This is a genomic window from Gammaproteobacteria bacterium (genome assembly GCA_016200485.1).
Lineage (GTDB): Bacteria > Pseudomonadota > Gammaproteobacteria > Tenderiales > Tenderiaceae > JACQEP01.
The window spans coordinates 349876-368068 of the sequence record JACQEP010000010.1 but is presented as its reverse complement, the minus strand read 5'-3'; the positions used below and the strand labels follow the sequence as shown (position 1 = coordinate 368068).

At 51.9% G+C, this 18193-nt stretch carries 15 protein-coding genes; 10 read left to right on the top strand and 5 right to left on the bottom strand.

Annotation, left to right across the window (positions count from 1 at the left end):
* Nucleotides 1-1944, bottom strand: a complete 1944-nt coding sequence (gene mnmC / locus HY272_07100; GenBank protein ID MBI3772449.1) for a bifunctional tRNA (5-methylaminomethyl-2-thiouridine)(34)-methyltransferase MnmD/FAD-dependent 5-carboxymethylaminomethyl-2-thiouridine(34) oxidoreductase MnmC — start codon at nt 1942-1944, stop codon at nt 1-3.
* 96 nt (nt 1945-2040) lie between these two features.
* Between mnmC and HY272_07095 the strand changes: the two genes are divergently transcribed.
* Nucleotides 2041-3525: a YdiU family protein gene (locus HY272_07095; protein MBI3772448.1), complete on the top strand. Its 1485-nt coding sequence runs from the start codon at nt 2041-2043 to the stop codon at nt 3523-3525.
* A gap of 312 nt (nt 3526-3837) precedes the next feature.
* Here the strand turns inward: HY272_07095 and HY272_07090 are convergent, their stop codons facing one another.
* A complete protein-coding gene (locus tag HY272_07090; GenBank protein MBI3772447.1) occupies nt 3838-4392 on the bottom strand; it encodes an NUDIX hydrolase in 555 nt (184 codons plus the stop codon).
* A gap of 57 nt (nt 4393-4449) precedes the next feature.
* A complete protein-coding gene (locus tag HY272_07085) occupies nt 4450-5388 on the bottom strand; it encodes a chemotaxis protein CheV (GenBank protein ID MBI3772446.1) in 939 nt (312 codons plus the stop codon).
* A 149-nt stretch (nt 5389-5537) separates the two neighbouring features.
* On the opposite strand from HY272_07085, the gene HY272_07080 reads away from it, so the two are divergent.
* The 3 genes from HY272_07080 to HY272_07070 all read left to right on the top strand — a co-directional run bounded on the left by HY272_07080 (nt 5538) and on the right by HY272_07070 (nt 7627).
* Nucleotides 5538-6026 (top strand): peptidylprolyl isomerase, encoded by a 489-nt coding sequence (locus HY272_07080; GenBank protein ID MBI3772445.1) that lies wholly within the window; start codon nt 5538-5540, stop codon nt 6024-6026.
* Between the two features lie 305 nt (nt 6027-6331).
* The gene (locus HY272_07075; GenBank protein MBI3772444.1) at nt 6332-6763 is read left to right on the top strand and encodes an NUDIX domain-containing protein; all 432 of its coding nucleotides are present in this window, start codon (nt 6332-6334) and stop codon (nt 6761-6763) included.
* A gap of 147 nt (nt 6764-6910) precedes the next feature.
* Nucleotides 6911-7627 (top strand): response regulator transcription factor, encoded by a 717-nt coding sequence (locus tag HY272_07070; GenBank protein MBI3772443.1) that lies wholly within the window; start codon nt 6911-6913, stop codon nt 7625-7627.
* Between the two features lie 17 nt (nt 7628-7644).
* Here HY272_07070 and HY272_07065 read toward each other — a convergent pair whose 3' ends face one another.
* Nucleotides 7645-7845, bottom strand: a complete 201-nt coding sequence (locus HY272_07065) for a hypothetical protein (GenBank protein MBI3772442.1) — start codon at nt 7843-7845, stop codon at nt 7645-7647.
* 189 nt (nt 7846-8034) lie between these two features.
* Between HY272_07065 and HY272_07060 the strand changes: the two genes are divergently transcribed.
* From HY272_07060 to HY272_07050, 3 genes are all read left to right on the top strand, one after another.
* Nucleotides 8035-8709: a heavy metal response regulator transcription factor gene (locus tag HY272_07060; GenBank protein MBI3772441.1), complete on the top strand. Its 675-nt coding sequence runs from the start codon at nt 8035-8037 to the stop codon at nt 8707-8709.
* Entirely contained in the window at nt 8687-10183 is a 1497-nt protein-coding gene (locus HY272_07055; GenBank protein ID MBI3772440.1) for a heavy metal sensor histidine kinase, read from the top strand. The genes HY272_07060 and HY272_07055 overlap by 23 nt, the downstream gene beginning before the upstream one ends.
* A 284-nt stretch (nt 10184-10467) precedes the next feature.
* On the top strand, nt 10468-11451 hold the full coding sequence (locus HY272_07050; GenBank protein ID MBI3772439.1) for a hypothetical protein: 984 nt from the start codon (nt 10468-10470) through the stop codon (nt 11449-11451).
* Nucleotides 11452-11461: 10 nt separating this feature from the next.
* On the opposite strand, the gene HY272_07045 is transcribed toward HY272_07050, so the two are convergent.
* Nucleotides 11462-12706 (bottom strand): hypothetical protein, encoded by a 1245-nt coding sequence (locus HY272_07045; protein ID MBI3772438.1) that lies wholly within the window; start codon nt 12704-12706, stop codon nt 11462-11464.
* A gap of 519 nt (nt 12707-13225) precedes the next feature.
* On the opposite strand from HY272_07045, the gene HY272_07040 reads away from it, so the two are divergent.
* The 3 genes from HY272_07040 (at nt 13226) to HY272_07030 (ending at nt 18175) form a co-directional block, all read left to right on the top strand.
* Nucleotides 13226-15421 carry a hypothetical protein gene (locus HY272_07040; GenBank protein ID MBI3772437.1) on the top strand — a complete coding sequence of 732 codons (2196 nt, stop codon included), beginning with the start codon at nt 13226-13228 and terminating at the stop codon, nt 15419-15421.
* A 136-nt stretch (nt 15422-15557) separates the two neighbouring features.
* The gene (locus HY272_07035) at nt 15558-15851 is read left to right on the top strand and encodes a hypothetical protein (protein MBI3772436.1); all 294 of its coding nucleotides are present in this window, start codon (nt 15558-15560) and stop codon (nt 15849-15851) included.
* Nucleotides 15852-16210: 359 nt separating this feature from the next.
* The gene (locus HY272_07030; protein MBI3772435.1) at nt 16211-18175 is read left to right on the top strand and encodes a hypothetical protein; all 1965 of its coding nucleotides are present in this window, start codon (nt 16211-16213) and stop codon (nt 18173-18175) included.
* Nucleotides 18176-18193: the final 18 nt, after the last annotated feature.

Here is an 18193-nt window from a genome sequence, read left to right as displayed (position 1 = left end):
CTAAAGCGATATCCCACGCTTCAACTGCCGAATCAAAAACCGTGCCGGATGCAGTGCATGAACGATATCCTGCGGCAAAGGCGATGGCTCGTTGTTAAGCATCGCCGCAATCAACTCTGCCGATAATAAGCATGACGTCAAACCGCGTGAGCCGTGACCGCTGCTGACGAATAATCCCGGCTGATAACGGGCGCTCGTATAGTGCGCTGCAGGCTTGCCATGACGCAGATCGGCATAAGACTGCTGATAAAAATCGATATCGGGTATCGGCCCAACAACCGGTAAATGATCCTGGCTGGTGGTGCGAAAGGCAACACGATCCTGCGTAATCGTGCCAGGTGAAAAATCAGGTAAACGCTGCGCTAAAGTGTCTAGTAGCTGCTGTCGTTCATCAGGACGAGGCTCGCTGTCGAGATCCTGCCAATCATAACTGGCGCCAATGGTATGTTGATCCTGATACGCCGGGATGACATAGCCTTCATAGGAAACTGGCATTTTCAGTTTGCGACTGTTCTCGGTAGCGTGTACATAGGCCAATTGGCCACGACAGGCCTGTAATTGTAATGGTGCGTGGCTCATGTCTTGAGCCTTTACGCCATTGGCGAGGATCACAACCGGCGCCTTGGCAATGATGCCAGCGGAACTTCTGACTTCCCACAGCGCGTTATTTTGGCTCAGACGCAATGCGGTCCGGTCATAGTAAGTCAAAACACGTGCGTGAGCCCGTTCAAGCAGGATTTCACATAATTGTGGCGGACTAAGCCAGCCGCCGTGTCGAAACAGTACTGCCGCATCATTGAGTGTGGCGCCACTGGCCAGCGTTGCTTCCGCAGCGGTGCAAAAATCAAGAATTTCTGGCGGCAAGTTCAAGACGCGCAAGCGTTCCCGTTGCGTCGCTGGCAACAATTGCAACGCCCCTGTTGCATGCCAGGCAAGTCGAGGCCGATCTTGTTGTAATGTCTGCAGATAATCAACGCTGTGCAAAAAGGCGTTGAGATAAAATTGAGCTCCGTTGTCCATGTCGGCACTGAGGCGCGGTGACACCACGCCGGCAAGATTGCCCGAAGCCTCTTGCGCCGGTTGTTGGTTGCGCTCGATTAAAGTGATTTGCCAACCACGCTCCGCAAGCGCAGCGGCGACACTGGCGCCCGCCAGACCAGCCCCGATGATGATGGCGGTTTTGGCGCCAGTATAATTACCTGTTTCATACCAAGGGGTCGTGCTGTTACGGGCGGGTGTCGTACCTAAAGTTCCATGCAGCATCTCACGCTTAACACCGAAACCGGCACGTTTTTCTACGATGAACCCCGTCGTCTCCAGGCTGCGGCGCACATATCCAGCCGCTGTAAAGGTACTGAAAGTACCATTGTTGGCAGTAAGTGCTGCAATGCGTCGTAATAAAGACTCATCCCACATTTGCGGGTTCTTGCTAGGCGCGAACCCGTCTAGGAACCAGGCATCAACCGCTGCCTCAAGCTGTGCCAACAATTCATTGGCATCGCCGAATAACAATAACAACCGGATGCGGCCGCCAAACAGACTGCGTGAGTGATAGCCAAAACAAAGTGGCGGGTAATGGCTCATCAGTTCATCGGCAATGGCCCGAAACTGTGGCCAATGCTGACAGGCCAGCTTCAGGTCTTCCTGATTCAGAGGGTATTTTTCTGTCGAGATGTAATGGAGGCAGGCCGACGGTGACGAGTGCTCCAGCCACTCAGCGGCAGTCACCAGGAAATTCAGGGCCGTGCCAAAACCGGTCTCGCCGATAACGAATTGCTCGCGGCCGCGCCAGCGCTCGGGTAACGCGTTCCCCTCCAGGAAAACATAGCGGGTTTCGGCCAGGGCATCGCTGCGGGAAAAATAGATATCATCAAAACGATCGCTGATTGCAGAATCGTCTTGCCAGTGCAGTTTGGCCTGTTCTATGGGGGTGTAGCGAGGCATAGGCGGTGACAGTATACCCCGAATAGCGTACGAAAAAAGATATTACCGGAATCTTATCGTCTTGATGGATAAATAAAAGTTATCGATGATAGTCATATGAAGTCGCTTGAAGAATTGCAGTTTCACAATACCTATGCGCGCCTGCCGGATGAGTTTTTCAATCGTGTCACTCCCATCCCGCTGCATAACGCGCATTTGATTAGCTTCAATCCGGCGCTGGCCGAATTAATCGAATTGGCGCCGGATCAGGCGTCACGGCCTGAATTCCTGGAATATTTGCTGGGCACTAAACGACATCCTGGCATGGAACCACTGGCGATGTGTTATTCGGGGCATCAGTTTGGTGTCTATGTGCCACGACTAGGCGATGGTCGTGCAATTTTGCTGGGGCAACTAAAAAACTCCAAGGGGCAATCCTGGGATTTACACTTGAAAGGCAGCGGCCCAACGCTTTATTCACGCGGGGCCGATGGACGGGCGGTATTGCGTTCCAGTATTCGTGAATATTTGTGCAGTGAGGCGATGCATAGTCTGGGAATTCCCACCACGCGCGCCTTATGTCTGATTGGCAGTGACGAGCCGGTATATCGTGAAACGGTTGAAGCTGGCGCCATGGTGTTGCGCATGGCGCCGAGTCACATCCGTTTCGGCCATTTCGAGTATTTTTATTACACCAACCAGCATCACCATCTCAAGACGTTGGCCGATTATGCGATTACGACCCACTGGCCGGAGTTGACCGGGCGTGAGGATCGTTATCTGGCATTGCTCGATGACGTGATCAGCCGCACCGCCCGATTAATTGCGCAGTGGCAGGGCGTGGGCTTTGCCCATGGTGTGATGAATAGCGATAACATGTCATTGCTGGGGCTGACGCTGGATTATGGCCCGTTTGGGTTTATTGATACCTTTGACGCCGGGTTCATTTGTAATCACTCCGATCATCACGGTCGTTATGCCTTTGATCGGCAACCGGAGATAGGGCTGTTTAATCTGACGTGTCTGGCGCAGGCATTGTTGCCATTGTTGGCTGTTGAACCTGAGCAGGCGGCAGAGCAAGCACGTGCCTTGTTGGGTGAATATCAGCAGAGATTTCTGGATGCTTATCATGTGATTGCCCGGCGTAAACTCGGTTTGCGGGAGCAGCAACCGGGTGATGAATTGTTGTGGCATGATTTATTGAATTTGTTGCAGCAACAGGCAGACTACACAATTTTCCTGCGCATGCTTTGTGATTTTGATTCGACGACGGGTGCGGCGAATACGCCGTTGCGTGATCGGGTGCTTGATCGCGCCGCATTTGATGCTTGGGCGGAACGCTACCGGCAGCGGTTGCAGGCGGAGCAAAGCAACGATCAGGAACGGTGCCAGCGAATGAAGCAGGCTAATCCAAAATATATTTTGCGCAATTATCTGGCCGAGCAGGCGATACGCGCCGCTGCCGATAAGCATGATTACAGTGAAATAGAAACTTTGCTCGATTTGTTGCGCGCCCCGTATGCCGAACAGCCCGAACGGGAAAAGTATGCCGCCGCGCCGCCGGAATGGGCGCAACGCATTGAAGTTAGTTGTTCGTCTTGAAAGATCTAAAAATCCAACGCAAAGGCGCAAAGACGCAAAGGTAATAGGGGATGAATACAATTATGAGATCTTATTAACCCGGCAATAAAATATATCTAAAGATCAAGTCCCCTCCCCCTGCAAGGGGGAGGGTTAGGGTGGGGGTAGAACGCTGAGTATTTCCAACCATTTCACCCCCATCCCAGCCTTCCCCCTAAAAGGGGGAAGGAGTTTTAACCCGATGTTGTTAGTCGCCGGGTCTATAACAGCCGGCTAACCATTTTATTTCGGTTTTCTCCGCGTCTTTGCGTCTCCGCGTTGGGTTTTTATATTTTATGTTTTTGTGGTGCATAAGCTCAAAGACTTGGCCAGCATCCGTAAAATAGAGGCATCCGGCGCCAGCGCGGCCACTTTGTCCAACGGCACCCAGGCCAGATCATTGGACTCGCTGCTGATGACCAAGGGTAGTTTCCGGTCTGCTTCCAGCAAAAAACGAACATCATAATGGAAATGATCCGGTTCCGATTTGCGCGCCGGAATCAAATGTACATCGACATCGAAAATGGCATCGCTGACTGGACAAATAGATTCCAGTCCCGATTCTTCCCGGCCTTCGCGCAGTGAAACAGCAAGCGTGTCCGGATCCCCGTCGGAGTGGCCACCGAGTTGTAGCCAGCGATCAAGTTTGCGATGATGAGTAAGTAGTGCGTGACTACGCTCGCGATCGATGATCCAGGCCGAGCCCGTAATATGCCCCACATTCAGATGGCGCTCAAAACAATCCGGCTGTGCATTCACGAATTGCATGATCCGGTCGAGCATTTGTTCTTCTGTCGTATCGAAGGGGCGATGTGCGGAAAGCTTGTTTTTAAGGATAATGCGGTGCATGGCTAAACCAAACGTCTAAAACCCGAATCATAACATGCGTTCAATAATTAGCGCATGTCACTTATCATGCAGCAAATGTTCGAACCCCTTGAGGATTTCATCGGCCAGCAGTCTTGGAATGAACTTGGTCAATGTGGCATTCGCGCCAGCTTGTTTGGCTTGCTCCGCATTTACTCGGCCATCGAGAGAGGTATGCAACAACACAAACATGTCGTGTAGTTTTGAATCGACACGCACTTCGCGCGTGAGTTGATAACCATCCATTTCCGGCATCTCAATGTCGGAAATCAGCATAGGAAGAGTGTTCAGAATATTGTTGTCATTCTCACAATGCTTGTGGATCAGATCCAGCGCCTCACGCCCGTCTTTCGCCATGACGAATGGCAGCTTCATTTGTTCCAGTGCTTTAGCGGTTTGCGCACGCGCCACCGATGAATCATCGACCACCAAAATGTGGCGATTACTCATGTAGCCAAGAATTTCATCATTGACCGGATCAAGGTTGCCATCAGGATGCGCATCGGGGTCGATTTCACCTAGCACTCGCTCGACATCGATGATCTGCACCAGGCCATTCGGGGTATTGATTACGCCGGTGATATAGCTGTGTGATGCCCCGTGAGGCGGTGGCAGGACATCCTTCCATTCCTGTTCCAGGATGCGATCAACACCGGAGATGATGAAGCCTTGGTGCTTGCGATTAAATTCAGTGATGATGACCTTGCTTTCGCTATTTTTGCCATAGGGGAGTGGAGAACGCCCGATCGCCTGACTCAGGTCAACCACCGGCACGGCCTGGCCGCGCAGTTCAGCGATCCCTTTTACGTGGGGGTGAGATTGTGGGAGCTGGGTCAGCGTGGGGAAAGGGATTATTTCATTGATTTTTAAAACATTTATTCCAAACACCTGGCGGCTGTCCAAGCGAAACAGCAACAGCTCAAGGCGGTTGTGGGTGTGATTTGTCGTATGATTCTGAGTGGATGCCAGGGGTTTCATTGCAATGCCAGTAGATTGATTGCCGTACCTGTAATTATCGGCCGCTGCCGCGAAATAATAAGGTGCCAGGAAGTGGGGTGGGGTAAAATATATCTTTGCTGTATTCAATGGGTTAATCGGTTAATCAAAGAGTTACAAGGAGAATTTGGATGGTTGTGTTTTCTACCTCGCTGGGGGATATCAAGATTGAACTGTTTGCGGAGCAGGCGCCGATTTCGGTGGCCAATTTTCTGCGTTATGTCGACGACGGTTATTTTGAAGGCACCATTTTTCACCGGGTGATTCCGGGGTTTATGATCCAGGGGGGTGGTTTTTCGGCGGAAATGGAGCAAAAAGCCCCTCACAAACCGATCAAGAACGAAGCCGATAATGGGTTGAAAAATGAACGGGGTACCCTTGCCATGGCCCGGACTCAGGTCGTGGATAGCGCGACCTCGCAATTTTTTATCAATTTGACCAACAATAGTTTTCTGAACCATGGCGACCGCGATTTTGGTTATGCCGTCTTTGGCCGCGTAGTGGAAGGCATGGACGTGGTGGATCAGATTGCCAAGGTGCGTACCGGCGATCGCGGTCATCACCAGAATGTGCCGTTAGAGCCGGTAGTGGTGACCGCTGCGCGCCGGGTTGAAGAGTGATTGCCGCATCATCAGCTGATATAGTGCTAGGGCCCGTTAACGCTTATGACAATGCAGCGTTGCTGTCCCAAAACGGGCCAGGCAAGGCGCGAGGAGAGAAGTTTGGTGACTCCAGATGAACGAGAGCCTGTCCCGCGAGCGCAGCGAGTGTTGTGGGCACGAGCCGCGGCATGGCCCGTTTTGGGGCGCAACCCGGAGGGGCGGAGCCATTTTTGCCGATCGGCGTTGCATCTCACTCGTTCCGCGCCGTGTCCGGCAATGGCCTCCCTCCGTCGATGCGTTGTCATAAGCGTTAACAGGCCCTTATGAGCGATGCCCCAAATCCCCTGTCCTGCGGCGTTGTGGTCGTGCGTCGTGGCGAATCCGGAATTCGTTATCTCTTGTTGCGCGCCTACCAATATTGGGATTTTCCCAAAGGGTTAATGGAAGCAGGAGAAGAACCCTTGGCGGCAGCCGTCCGCGAAGTGGAAGAAGAAACCACCTTGATCGAATTGCAGTTCACCTGGGGCTATGAGTTTCGTGAAACGCCACCTTATGGCCAGTTGCGTAAGGTGGCGCGTTACTACATCGCGGAATCGCTGGCGGGAGACGTCATGTTGCCGGTGACCGAAGAATTGGGACACCCTGAGCACGAAGAATACTGCTGGATGACGTTTGACGAGGCGCAGGCATTGGTTTCAGCCCGGGTGCAGCCGGTGTTGAGCTGGGCGCGCGGGATTGTTGAAAGTGATGTATAACTGGATTTAGAAGTTGCTTATATATGGACAAGAAAACCGGTTTACAAAGCCCGTTTTTGTGTTGATACTCCAATAATGTGAATGTAAGATTTTCACATGTTCAGACGAGTTGAGTCGCGTATAACCGGAGCAGATACAACAAACGTCATGCGGATTGCAATCATCGAAGATGACAATGATTTGGCCCAGCTGGTTGAGATATGGTTGAACGAGGCCGGGCATGACTGTCATCTGATCGATTCGGGAAATGCCGCCATCCGGCAGCTGCAGCGGGACAGCTTCGATCTTATATTGTTGGATTGGATGTTGCCCGACATCAATGGCGACGAAGTGCTGAAATGGATTCGCAGTAATCTTGGTTGGTCGATCCCCGTCATTTTTGTCACCGCCCGCAATACCGAAGAAGACATTGCCTTTGCCTTGAATCAGGGGGCGGATGATTACATTACCAAACCGATACGCCCCAAGGAATTGATTGCCAGAATCCAGGTGCTGGGGCGGCGGGTAACGGGCGCAGAACCTGTGCAACGGGTGCTCGAATTTGCGCCGTATCGTTTTGATCTTGATCGGCGCGAGTTGGCGGTGGAGGGAGAGGACGTTTCTCTTACCCAAAAAGAATTCGAGTTATCGCTACTTTTCTTCAAAAACTCGGGCCGCTTATTATCTCGCGCCCATTTGCTTGAAAACGTGTGGGGCCGTAGCAGCGATATCAATACCCGGACCTTGGATACGCATGTCAGTCGCTTGCGCAAAAAACTGAATCTGAATTCAGAAAAGGGTTGGCGCTTAACATCCATCTATCACTACGGTTATCGTCTGGAACCGGCGGGTGATGGTGGCGAAGAATCAGCCAACCAAAATTAAGAAATCACATCAGAAAATCACAAAACAGGGGATGGTTCATCATCACCTCTTCCTATCTTCCCTGCCTCCGGCATAGCCATATAGGCGAATAGCCGCTGCCAGTAGGCTCTTGATACCACGGTATTTATTAAGGGCATTGCTTTTTTATGGCGAAGGCGATAGTATTTCCCAAACAAAAATAAATAATTATATAAAACAATGGGTTGTAAAAAATCCATATAGTTTTCTAAGTCTTTGTTTTGCTAAAGTAAAACAAAGGCAGAATAAGTCCTGTGAGTGTGGGAAAGGGGTGGCAAGATGAGGTTCTATCGTGAGCGTTTTATTGGTTTGTGGTGGGCAACGCGAAATAGCGACATCGTAATTCGGGCCTTGGGTCGTCAGAATCACCCGGTGCGGGGAGGCGGTCTATGAAAGTCCTGATCATTGAAGACGAACCCAAGACCGTAACCTTCCTCAAAAAGGGCTTTACCGAGGAAGGCTACATCGCTGAGGTCGCCCAGGATGGCGTGGATGGGCTGCATATGGCTACGACCGGTAGTTATGACGTCGTTGTGCTCGACATCCAACTGCCCAGGCAGGACGGTTGGGCGGTGCTCCAGGAAATCCGGAAGCGCGACCAGCATCAACCTGTCATTATACTGACCGCCTTGGATTCGGTCGCCCACCGGGTCAAGGGGCTGGAGTTAGGCGCTGATGATTATCTGGTCAAACCCTTCGCATTTTCTGAATTAAATGCACGCGCGCGGAATGTGCTGCGTCGCGGACAGATACGCCCGGCGGAAATTCTACAGTTTGCAGACCTGAAAATGGATTTGTTGCGGCACAAGGTATTCCGGGCTGAAAGTGAGATTGACCTCGCGCCTCAGGAATACCGGCTGTTGGAATTTTTCCTGCGCCACGCCAGCCAGGTCTTGACCCGGACTCGGATCGCTGAACAGGTGTGGGACATTAATTTCGATGGCGATAGCAATGTTGTGGATGCCGCTGTGCGTCGAGTGCGGAGAAAAGTGGACGATCCTTTTGATCTGAAACTGATACACACCATTCGCGGGGTGGGATATGTCCTCGAAGTTCGAAACTGATGTTGCAACATATTACTCCGACTTTGGATTCAAAAAGGGATCCATCGCCACGCGGCTCGCGTTTTGGTTCACGCTGCTGAGTGTGATCCTGATAGTGTCCGTCAGTGCTGTTCTGTATGTGGCATTGGAAGAACGTTTGCGCGAGAAAGACGACCATCTGATCAAAAGTATGTTCAATGAATTCCGCAATAATTTGAACGAATATCCATACAATAGCCAGGTAGTCCAGAATGAACTTAAACATGAAGTGGAATCGTTCGCTGGATTGCATATCGCGCTAATGGATCTGGATGGAAAGGTGGTTGTGGAAGCACCCGCCGGTAGTTTCAATAATCGTTTGATCTATGGACTGCATGACTCAGTTCAAAAAGATTTGGGGAAAGATTGGACTGCGAATGAGGGTGATAAATATCGAATCATGCAGCAGCGGATATTCACGCCAAATGGAGATTTTATCTTAAGTGTGGGGATAAACCGGTCAGAAGAAGAATCGCTGATTGCGAGTACTTTTTGGCGAACGCTGGTGTTGGCAACCCTCTGTGCCTTGCTTGTTTCCATTATCCTTGGGCGCCGGATTGCAAAGCGTTCGACACAACCTTTGGCGAAATTGGCCACGGTCGTTTCCGAGATCAGTGCCAAGGATCTCCACCGCCGGGTCAGCAATGAAACATGGCCTGAGGAATTAAAACCACTGGCCGAGAATTTTGATCAGCTCCTGTCACGGTTAGAAAGTTCATTTGGTCGTATCGAACAATTCTCCGCCGACATCGCGCATGAATTTCGTACCCCGCTGCATATTCTTTGTGGCGAGGCGGAAATGGCGCTGACCACGGCGCAGACCCAGGAAGAGTATCGGGCTTGTATTGAATCCGCGACCGAGGAATACCATCGTCTTAGTCAGATGGTGGAGTCACTGTTGTTTATGGCGCGCGCGGAACAACCGGATGCCATGTTGAATAGAAAACCTTTGGATATCGCGCACGAGATTGAGGCAGTATGTGATTTTTATCAGGCCATGGCTGATGAGAAAAAGATCACACTCGAGTTCGGTGGCGAGGGCAGTGTGTTTGCGGAATCCAATCTCTTGCGGCGGGCGCTGAGTAATCTTATTACCAACGCTTTGCGCTATACGCCCAGCGGCGGGCGAGTGGTCGTCGAGGGGAAAGAGCGTATGGATCACGAGGTTGATGTAACGGTGATGGATACCGGCATGGGCATCGCGGCTGACCAGTTGCCCCAGGTGTTTGATCGATTTTACCGTGGCGACAAGGCGCGCTCGCGGAAAGGCACGGGCCTGGGGCTGGCCATTGTCAAATCCATCATGACGCTTCATGGCGGAACGGTGTCGATTCACAGCGAGCCCGGTCGTGGGACGAGCGTGACCCTGAAGTTTCCGGCACTGGCGGTGTTGATGTATTCCGGGCCGCGTCGCCGAAAAGATGACCATAAAATACAGTTTGAGCAGGTGGCGTAAATTCGGGCTGGTGGAAGCCGATGACGAGTTGTTTCTGGTATAACGTTTTGTTTTTAAAGTCAATTGATTGTTGACTAATGTCCCTATAAAATGTAAGATTCCGACTTTCGTTGGAAGTGATGCGCATGGACGGCGCCCGATTCCGGAGTCGTCTGATGGGTGTCAAATCTCAATTTTCGTTTTTGCGGTGTTGTCTCGGGCTAAGCGTGTTTGGGGCACAGCCCTCCCTCGCTGCCTTTACACATAATTTCGTCGGCGAGCAGTTCGGCCTGCAATTTTAGCCGGTGGCGGGGGCCAATCAGTATTTCAATTGTCGCCCAGGCGCCTCCAATCTCGATCCCAATGATCCGAATAATCCCTGTACTGAACAGAAAGTGTGGAGTTATGAAGATGCTGAAGCGGGGGGGCGCGATTTAAAGCCACACCCCGGTTTCTGCGACCGGGTCGGCAACCCGCGCACGCCTCAATGCGGTACTGCCGCCACGGATGCCACGCCTTATCTGGTGGAGGTTGTCGACACCGGCTCCAACAAGTATTGGCACATGGTCATGGGTGCCCCGGCCAGTGGTTGGGCGCAGGAGGTGTATTACAAGAATGATGGTTCCGGCAGTTCTCAGGGCGGTATCCAGTCGCCCAGCGGCGGTGCCGGTGGCGGTAACATTAAGGGTAATAATGCCATGCGACCACTGCACAAAGATCCCTACATCTCGGGCAATGGTAGCGGCCGGCCGACCACGATCGCCATCCGTATGTACATGAATACCGGCGGTGTCGAACTGGATTTTTTTAAGAGCGAGTTTGACCGCAAACCCAAGATCACCCAAACCGAATATTTCCCGGGGGAAATAAAAAGCGAATTCATGATCGACATGCGCAACAACACCTATTTCACCGCTTATGCACCACAGGCGTTTGAGATTCGGCAGTTGCAGTATCAATTGGCCAATGATCCCAATTTTCCGAAGCAGTCCATGGATTTTACCAATGTGAAAATGGTGACCGATCCTGCGGCGGGGAATGCCAAGGCCTATGAGTTCAAACCGCTGTTAAACGCCAATCCCGGGGCCGATGTGCACCCCACCGGCGGCATGTACACCTGGAACGGCCAGATCGAAGACCCGTCCAAGGTCAAATACACCTACGCCGACGGTAATTGGGATGTGTTCAAGGCCGGCTGGCTGCATTGGTGGAACGGATCTTCCACCTGGAAACAGGGCGATTTATATCCCTGTGATCCGGCGATCAATGCCGATTTTTGCCAGCAGTAACTTTGAGGATTTACGGGCAGAACGGATTCGCCAGACAGGGACTCTGGGTTGGGTCGAGATAGTTGCTATATACGACGGCGGTTGGATCCATGTGACCGTTGTTCTCAATATAGCTATAGGTGCCCGGCTGGTAGATCGGCATCAGGGTGAAACCAGACGAATTGGGAATATTCGGACTCGTACCTTGATAATAGCGCGAGTAGTAGGTTTGCTGCGCGCCACCGGTGTATGCAACCCAGCCCCCGCCAGCGGTAAAGGTATAGCGGCCAGAGGTGACGTTCTGTTCCTGCAATGCGCCGCCGACCACAGGTCGGCCGGCAGAGGCATCGAAGTGGGAGCCGTAGGTATCGCTGCCGGTGAAGTCCTGTTTCATCACAAACTCAGAAGCGGCATTGTAGGTATAGTTGGCATTACCTGTCCCATTGCCGGGGGTGGTGTAATTAGGGGTCACGGCTGTGGTGCCTATAGTGAGTGCTCGGGTATCGGTATAGGTGAGCCCGCGCATATCGGTCTGGAAGGTGGCCGTCATGCTGGCAGCCGTATCTACCACTTTTTGATAGATCAACGGCTTTCTGTCGAATTGGTCCTTGAGGAATTCCTGATAGGTGCCGTGGCTCGGGCTATAGTCGACCTGGCGCATGATGACGCGAGTGGGATTGCCGGTGCCATTACCGGTCCAGGTATTGTCGCGGCCATTGTATTTGCCCAATGCGTCGGCACCGGTGCCAGCATAGATTTCGGTCTCCAGCCGGTCGGCAGGATTGACCTGGCCATAGTTGCCGCCATTGACGGCATTCTTCTGGTTATTGTAAGCCCCGGTAAAGCCGCCGCTGTCGCTGATGCGGGTCGTACCGGCGGCCAGGTTCCACTGGTAATTGCCTGCTGTGCCGCTGGGATCGGTCATGTAGGTTTGGCTGGTGCCCATGCGGATCCAGACATCCTGTTTCCAGTCGTCGTTAACATTGCCCAGCAGAACGTGCCAATAGAGAAACCCATCGGATGCGCTCACCGCTTCTTCACGGAAAGGTTGTTGTTCAATGATGCCGAATTTGGTCCCCGCTGCACTGCGGAACCAAAAACAGCCGGTATCGGTGTAGCCGGTGATACTACAGGAATTGCCTTGATCGTTGTCGCCGGTGCCGAGATAGCCACCGTTAGGGCTGCCGGAGCTGCCGACATTCGTGGTGTTGGTGGTATTGGGCTTGAAATTCAGCGAAAAATCCGCCTCGCTGGTGGTGGGGAGAGCCCCTGCCAAAAGCCAGGCGCAAATCATCAACCGGGAGAGGTGCTGTCTCCTGAAATTTTCCCTTTTGGCTGGCGGTCCTTCATGGGTTGGGTGGTGTGGCTTCATTTTTTCGGCTCATTGCCGCTACTACCGATGTCAATACAGATGTCGGCGAATAAGCTGGGCACCTATCTAATATATCGGCATTAAAAATGAATATTTGAGGAATATTTGAGGCGATGGGGGCAAAAAATATCAGATAAATCATTGGGTAATTGAATCAGGTAAGGTAAGATGAGCCATATCCAATTGATTTATAATGTTTTATAAAATAACCATATATGATATGGTTATCTCAAATAACCCAAGTTAAAACTAATATTATATTGAGTTTTTTGTCTGTAATATGACCATATAGTCATTCTTTGGTCATGTGGTGGTCTGTTTTATACCTATACCCTGCAAGGGTCCGGGAACTGTCTGTGCATGGCTCGGGCCTATAAAAAAACAAAATGGGGTCAATGACCCTATGACTTTGGGGTAAGAGAAATGAAGCAGTTTCCTCAACGCATCCGCGTGGCCGGAGCGGTTGGCGTTGCGCTGATTTCTGTCATTGGTGGCGGGGCGGTATGGGCGGCAGCGCCAGTGGCCTTCAATAACTGGGCGCTGAGTGGCGGCTCGATTAGCTCCACCTGTCCTTCCGGGTTTACTTGTAAAGATCCGATTACTGGAGCCGGGTTTTTTCAGCGCGAAATCTTCAACCCCACGACTGACAAACGTTATTTGCAAACCATCATTACCTCGAATGATGCCACTGCCGCGGCTACGTTAGGCACGGATCTGCAGAAGGGGTTTTCCGACGAAAATTTTGTCCTCAAACACGGGCTGGCGAATCCGTCCGCCTCGATCAAGGGGCTTGCCGATCATCAGGTGAACAAGGCGCGCAGCACCGATCCTGCCGTGGTGCGTGATTTTGATTCCACGACCACGATCAACAGTGGCTGGGCATCGGGCCCAGGCTTGACCCTGTTCTCCACGCAGCAGAACTTTGCCGAAACCCAGGTTGCACCGCGCGATTTTACGGCAGGGTTTAAACTGGATATTTTCGGCAACTCGATCGGTGGTCGTGATCGCAGCGATCTTGACATCCAGCAATGGGTCAAAGATCCAGGCATGGCCCCCGGCAATGAATTCGATACCGTTTTCCACTACATGGACAAGAAAGACAGTCTCGATAATGTTCAAGGTAACCGCCTGGCGCTGAGCCAGAACATTGGGCTGGGGTATCCTAAATTGTTGACACTTGAAGATGAGGGCAATAACAAGATTACGATCGCCACCGGCGGCTTGTTTCACAGCGAAGAGCGGCAAGTGTTTTTTGTTCGTCAATCCGGCGGCACGATGAAGGCGAGCAGTGATCCGCTATGGATTTACCACTGGCAGTCGACCGGTGAGGATGGCCGCCAAATGAAACCTCTGCGTGGCCAGTGGTTTGGTTGCCGCAGCACTAGTCATAGTGATCAATGTCAGGATTATTCCAAGCACGAAACCTTGTCAGCGCCCTCATTACCGTTTGATCCGTTGCCATTTACGGCAGCGGTGGGACATCACAGTCGCGAGGCGGATAAGGGCTTGTATACGTACAACGGTACTGTTGCCAACGGTAGCATGAAAGATCAGCTGGTGGTGCCAGGACCTTTGGTCGGCGGCAATGCGGCGCCGTTACCAACGCCGCGCAAAATGCCAGCACCTACCCCATCGGTCAATGGCCAGAGTCAGCTGCTGAATTGGGCGGTGAATAACGGTGAGATTGGTATCGTCTGTCCAACCGGATTTAGCTGTTCGACGCTGGCGCGTGATGCAGGCTTTGTACAAGTAAAATTGGTGAAGACCGCGACTGGCGAGACTTATTACGAGACGATTGGTACTGCAGCCAATGCGACGGGTAATGTCAGCAGTCTTGCTTTCTATAATGAGGCAGCGATCAAGCAGTTACCGCAAGCTCAACAAACCACATTCTCCGGCATTGCGGCCCGTACCAAGGTGGCCAATAGCAGTCAGGTCATGGATATGGAAACCCAGTTGCGCACCGGTTGGGCCGCGAATGATGCGACGCCGGATATTGAGGTGCATCAGGTCATGTCCTGGACCAAGTTTGATTTCCTGGCCAATAACAACAATGTTGGTGCGCGCACCGGCTCCAAGCTGGACATGATCCAGCACGCAAAAAACTCTAAGGAAAAACTCGACGAACAGATTTTCATCCATAGCGAATACGCAGGCGACATGTTGACCACAGCTGGAAAAGCGACACTGCCTGGCAACAAGGTAGTGAGCTGGCTGCCTGGGGATGATGTGCGGGTGACCTTTATGACCGTCGGCAACGATCCAACAAGCTATGCGGACCCGAGTAATCCAAAGGATTCAACAACTGGTCCGACGGGTAATGACCGGCGCGATTGGAATCAGGGGTGGGGTGGCTGGCGTATTTCATATCTGTTCTACGATAACTATTCGGACAATAAACAACCTGAAGGGCTGGTCACGCCCAAGGATAAACCAGGCTGGATTTTCTGGACCGAAAACCCCTTCGGCAGTCTGAAGGCCAGGGTTGATTCTACTCAGGGCGGATTCGCCGGGGCCTCGGCCACGGCCAGTCTTGGTGTGAATTCGATAGACGAAAATAAAGGCGGTTCCTGGACGCCGGGTGGATCGGGACTGGTCTCGGGTAGTTTGGTTAAATAAAAGTAAGTATTCGCACAGAGTGCGATGTGTACCACCATGCCGGGGGTCGGGAGGGGTTCACCCGTCGGATTATCCCAGTGTGGTAAAAGTGCCGAGTTCGTTTCGGCGATTATCAACAACGGAAGAGGTAGGAAAAATGAAGAAACTGATGATTCTTGGGGCCGGTGTTGCCCTGTCGTTTGCTGTTGCCCAGATCGCAACGGCCGCTTCGACGGTGGATCCGGTGACCGGTGTTAAAACCAATTTCCCGGTGGCGAATGCCTTTGCTTACGGTCAGAATACTGCCCCGACCGTTCCAAATGTTCCCAATGGCAATGCCTACGGTCAGGACAAGGCGAGCAAGCCCGTGCTGAGCTTGCCTGATAACGCCGTTGGATTGGGTTCGGGTCTGGATCAGGCTAATCAAGTTCGTCTCGGGACTCAGCCCTAAGCAATATTTGATTTAGCGTTTTAAAAACAAGGCTCTCGGCGATGACGTCGCCGGGGGCCTTTACGTTGTAGGGATAAATTTTCAGGGGGTGATGATTTTAGTCTAAACCCACCGTAAGATGACCAGTTGGTCATCCCCCCGTCATTAGTTGGTCTTAATATTCAATCTATCATCCCACCATCCTAATTTCCGAACAGAGGAAATAGGTTGCTCCGAAGCGACTAACCACGAAGGCTGTCGGAACTATTAAATTTAAGACGCGAGCAACATTAAAGAGAAAAGAGATCGCGCAAAAAATAATTTTAAGGGTAGAGCTAATAACAAGCTGACGCTCGGGTGGGTGTCGAAGGGGAGGGGGAGTGCGTATTAGATTAATCAATAGTGCTGGTTGGGCGGCATTGTGTGTGCCTGTGGTTTCCTCTGCGGTAATGCCGACCAGTTTTGGTGGTTGGGCAGCGACGAGTGGCGTGGTGTCTGCAACCTGTCCGTCAGGTTTGACCTGTACTGACGTGGCGCAGTCATCTGGATTTCTCCAGCGTTCTCTTAAAGATACTGCAGGAAAAACCTATTTCCAGACCATCATTATCGAGACTGGAGCCAGCGGGCTTCCTGGCGCGCTGAATTTTTCCACTGAGAATTTCGTACGCCGTAATCCGGACAACACGTCTGGCCCGCTAGGGGGCATCGCTAATCATCAAGTCATTAAAGATGATTCTGTCAATAAATGGGATAAAACCAATTCGGCATTGTCGATGGATTCCACGATCAAGACCAAGTGGAGCACTGATACAACCTCACCGAGCATCGTGACGAATCAATCTATTAGTGAGTCGGGCACTGCTTTTGATACCAAGTTTCTGTCGACGTATAAATTTGAGGAAAATATCAGCGAGCTGGGCGTCCGTTCCGGCTATGCCTACGATATTGGCCAGTTATTCAGTCAGCAATGGGGTAAGGATCAAAGTGTCGGCAAGTGCGACAAATGTTCTTCCACGACCACTCCCTATGAGGTTCAAGGCTTCACCCGCCGCTTGCGCAGCGGTGATATGTCCAAGAGTGCGGGTACTGGTACTCTGCCTTCCGGCCGCAGCGTGACCTGGAATGCCGGTGAAACGGTGGCTGTGACCTGGGCCGGTCAGGTAATGAATCACTGGGAAGAGCTGGAAAGCAATGAAGGGACGCCGGGTTGGGAAGATCTGGAGATGAGCTTTCAGGCTTATGAAAATTTGAGTAGTGGGCAGGCACCATCACGGTATATGGCCTATGGCAGCTCCGCGCCTTTGGACTGGAATACCGCGACGTTCGGCGCCGCGCCCGTCATGCCGGCATTGCCCAAGGGGACAACCGGGGCAGGGTCGTCCAAGGATAGTAAGGGCACAACAACTCCTGCTCCATCGACCTTGGCCGATGTTCAGTTCCAGGCGGCCCCCGTTACTTTGTCGTCTTCTACGGTAACAGACACGCCAGTTCAATTTAGTAATTGGAGTGTTAGCAATGGTGTGATCTCTGCGGCTTGTCCTCCCGGAGCAGGTGTCTGTATTAGTTCTCAGAGTAGCGAAGGGATGTTACAACGCATGCTGAGGGGTAGCGATGGCAAAGACTATATCCAATTGATCATTACCGATAGTAATGCCACGGGCACACCGGCCAATCTTGCCTTTGCAAGTGAGTCACTGGTGCAAATGGGTAACGCAACCAAGAATGGCATTATTAGCCAGATGCTGTTGCGAGATGTGGGCAATAGTATGTTTGGCTTTGCCGATCGCGCAGTGGTGCGTACCGGTTGGGGTGATAGTGCTACCCAGCCGAATATCGATCTGGAGCAGCATTTCGCCACCAAGATAGCGAGCGAGTACTTCGAGTTCAAGAATGATTTTGCCTATAAGGCGAATCTGGATGCAAACAACGACCGTACCGGTTTCTGGATGGATATTGATCAGACGCAGGTGGGAACTTATAACCTCGGTAGACGTGGTGCGTCGAGCACTGGTTTCTCGTCACGTACCGATCAAGGGATGTTCGTGCGGCGTGAGATTGCGGGCGACATGCTGACTTCCGGTGGCACATCAACATCTTCTAAAGATGGTGGTGGAAGTCTAGGATGGGTTGCGGGAGACGATATTAAAGTTACCTGGTTTGGCCAGGTCTTTAATGGTCCTGGAGAGTCGCAACCTCGTTTTTACTATCAAGCCTATGATCGTGTGAACGACACTTCGGCACCCAACCGTTCTGCTAATCGTGATGGCGGGCCAGGTCCAAATTCATGGAATACCATATTTGGCACTAAGCCTGTATGGCCATTTGCAACAACGACCAAAAAATAAAAAATACTAAAATCATTA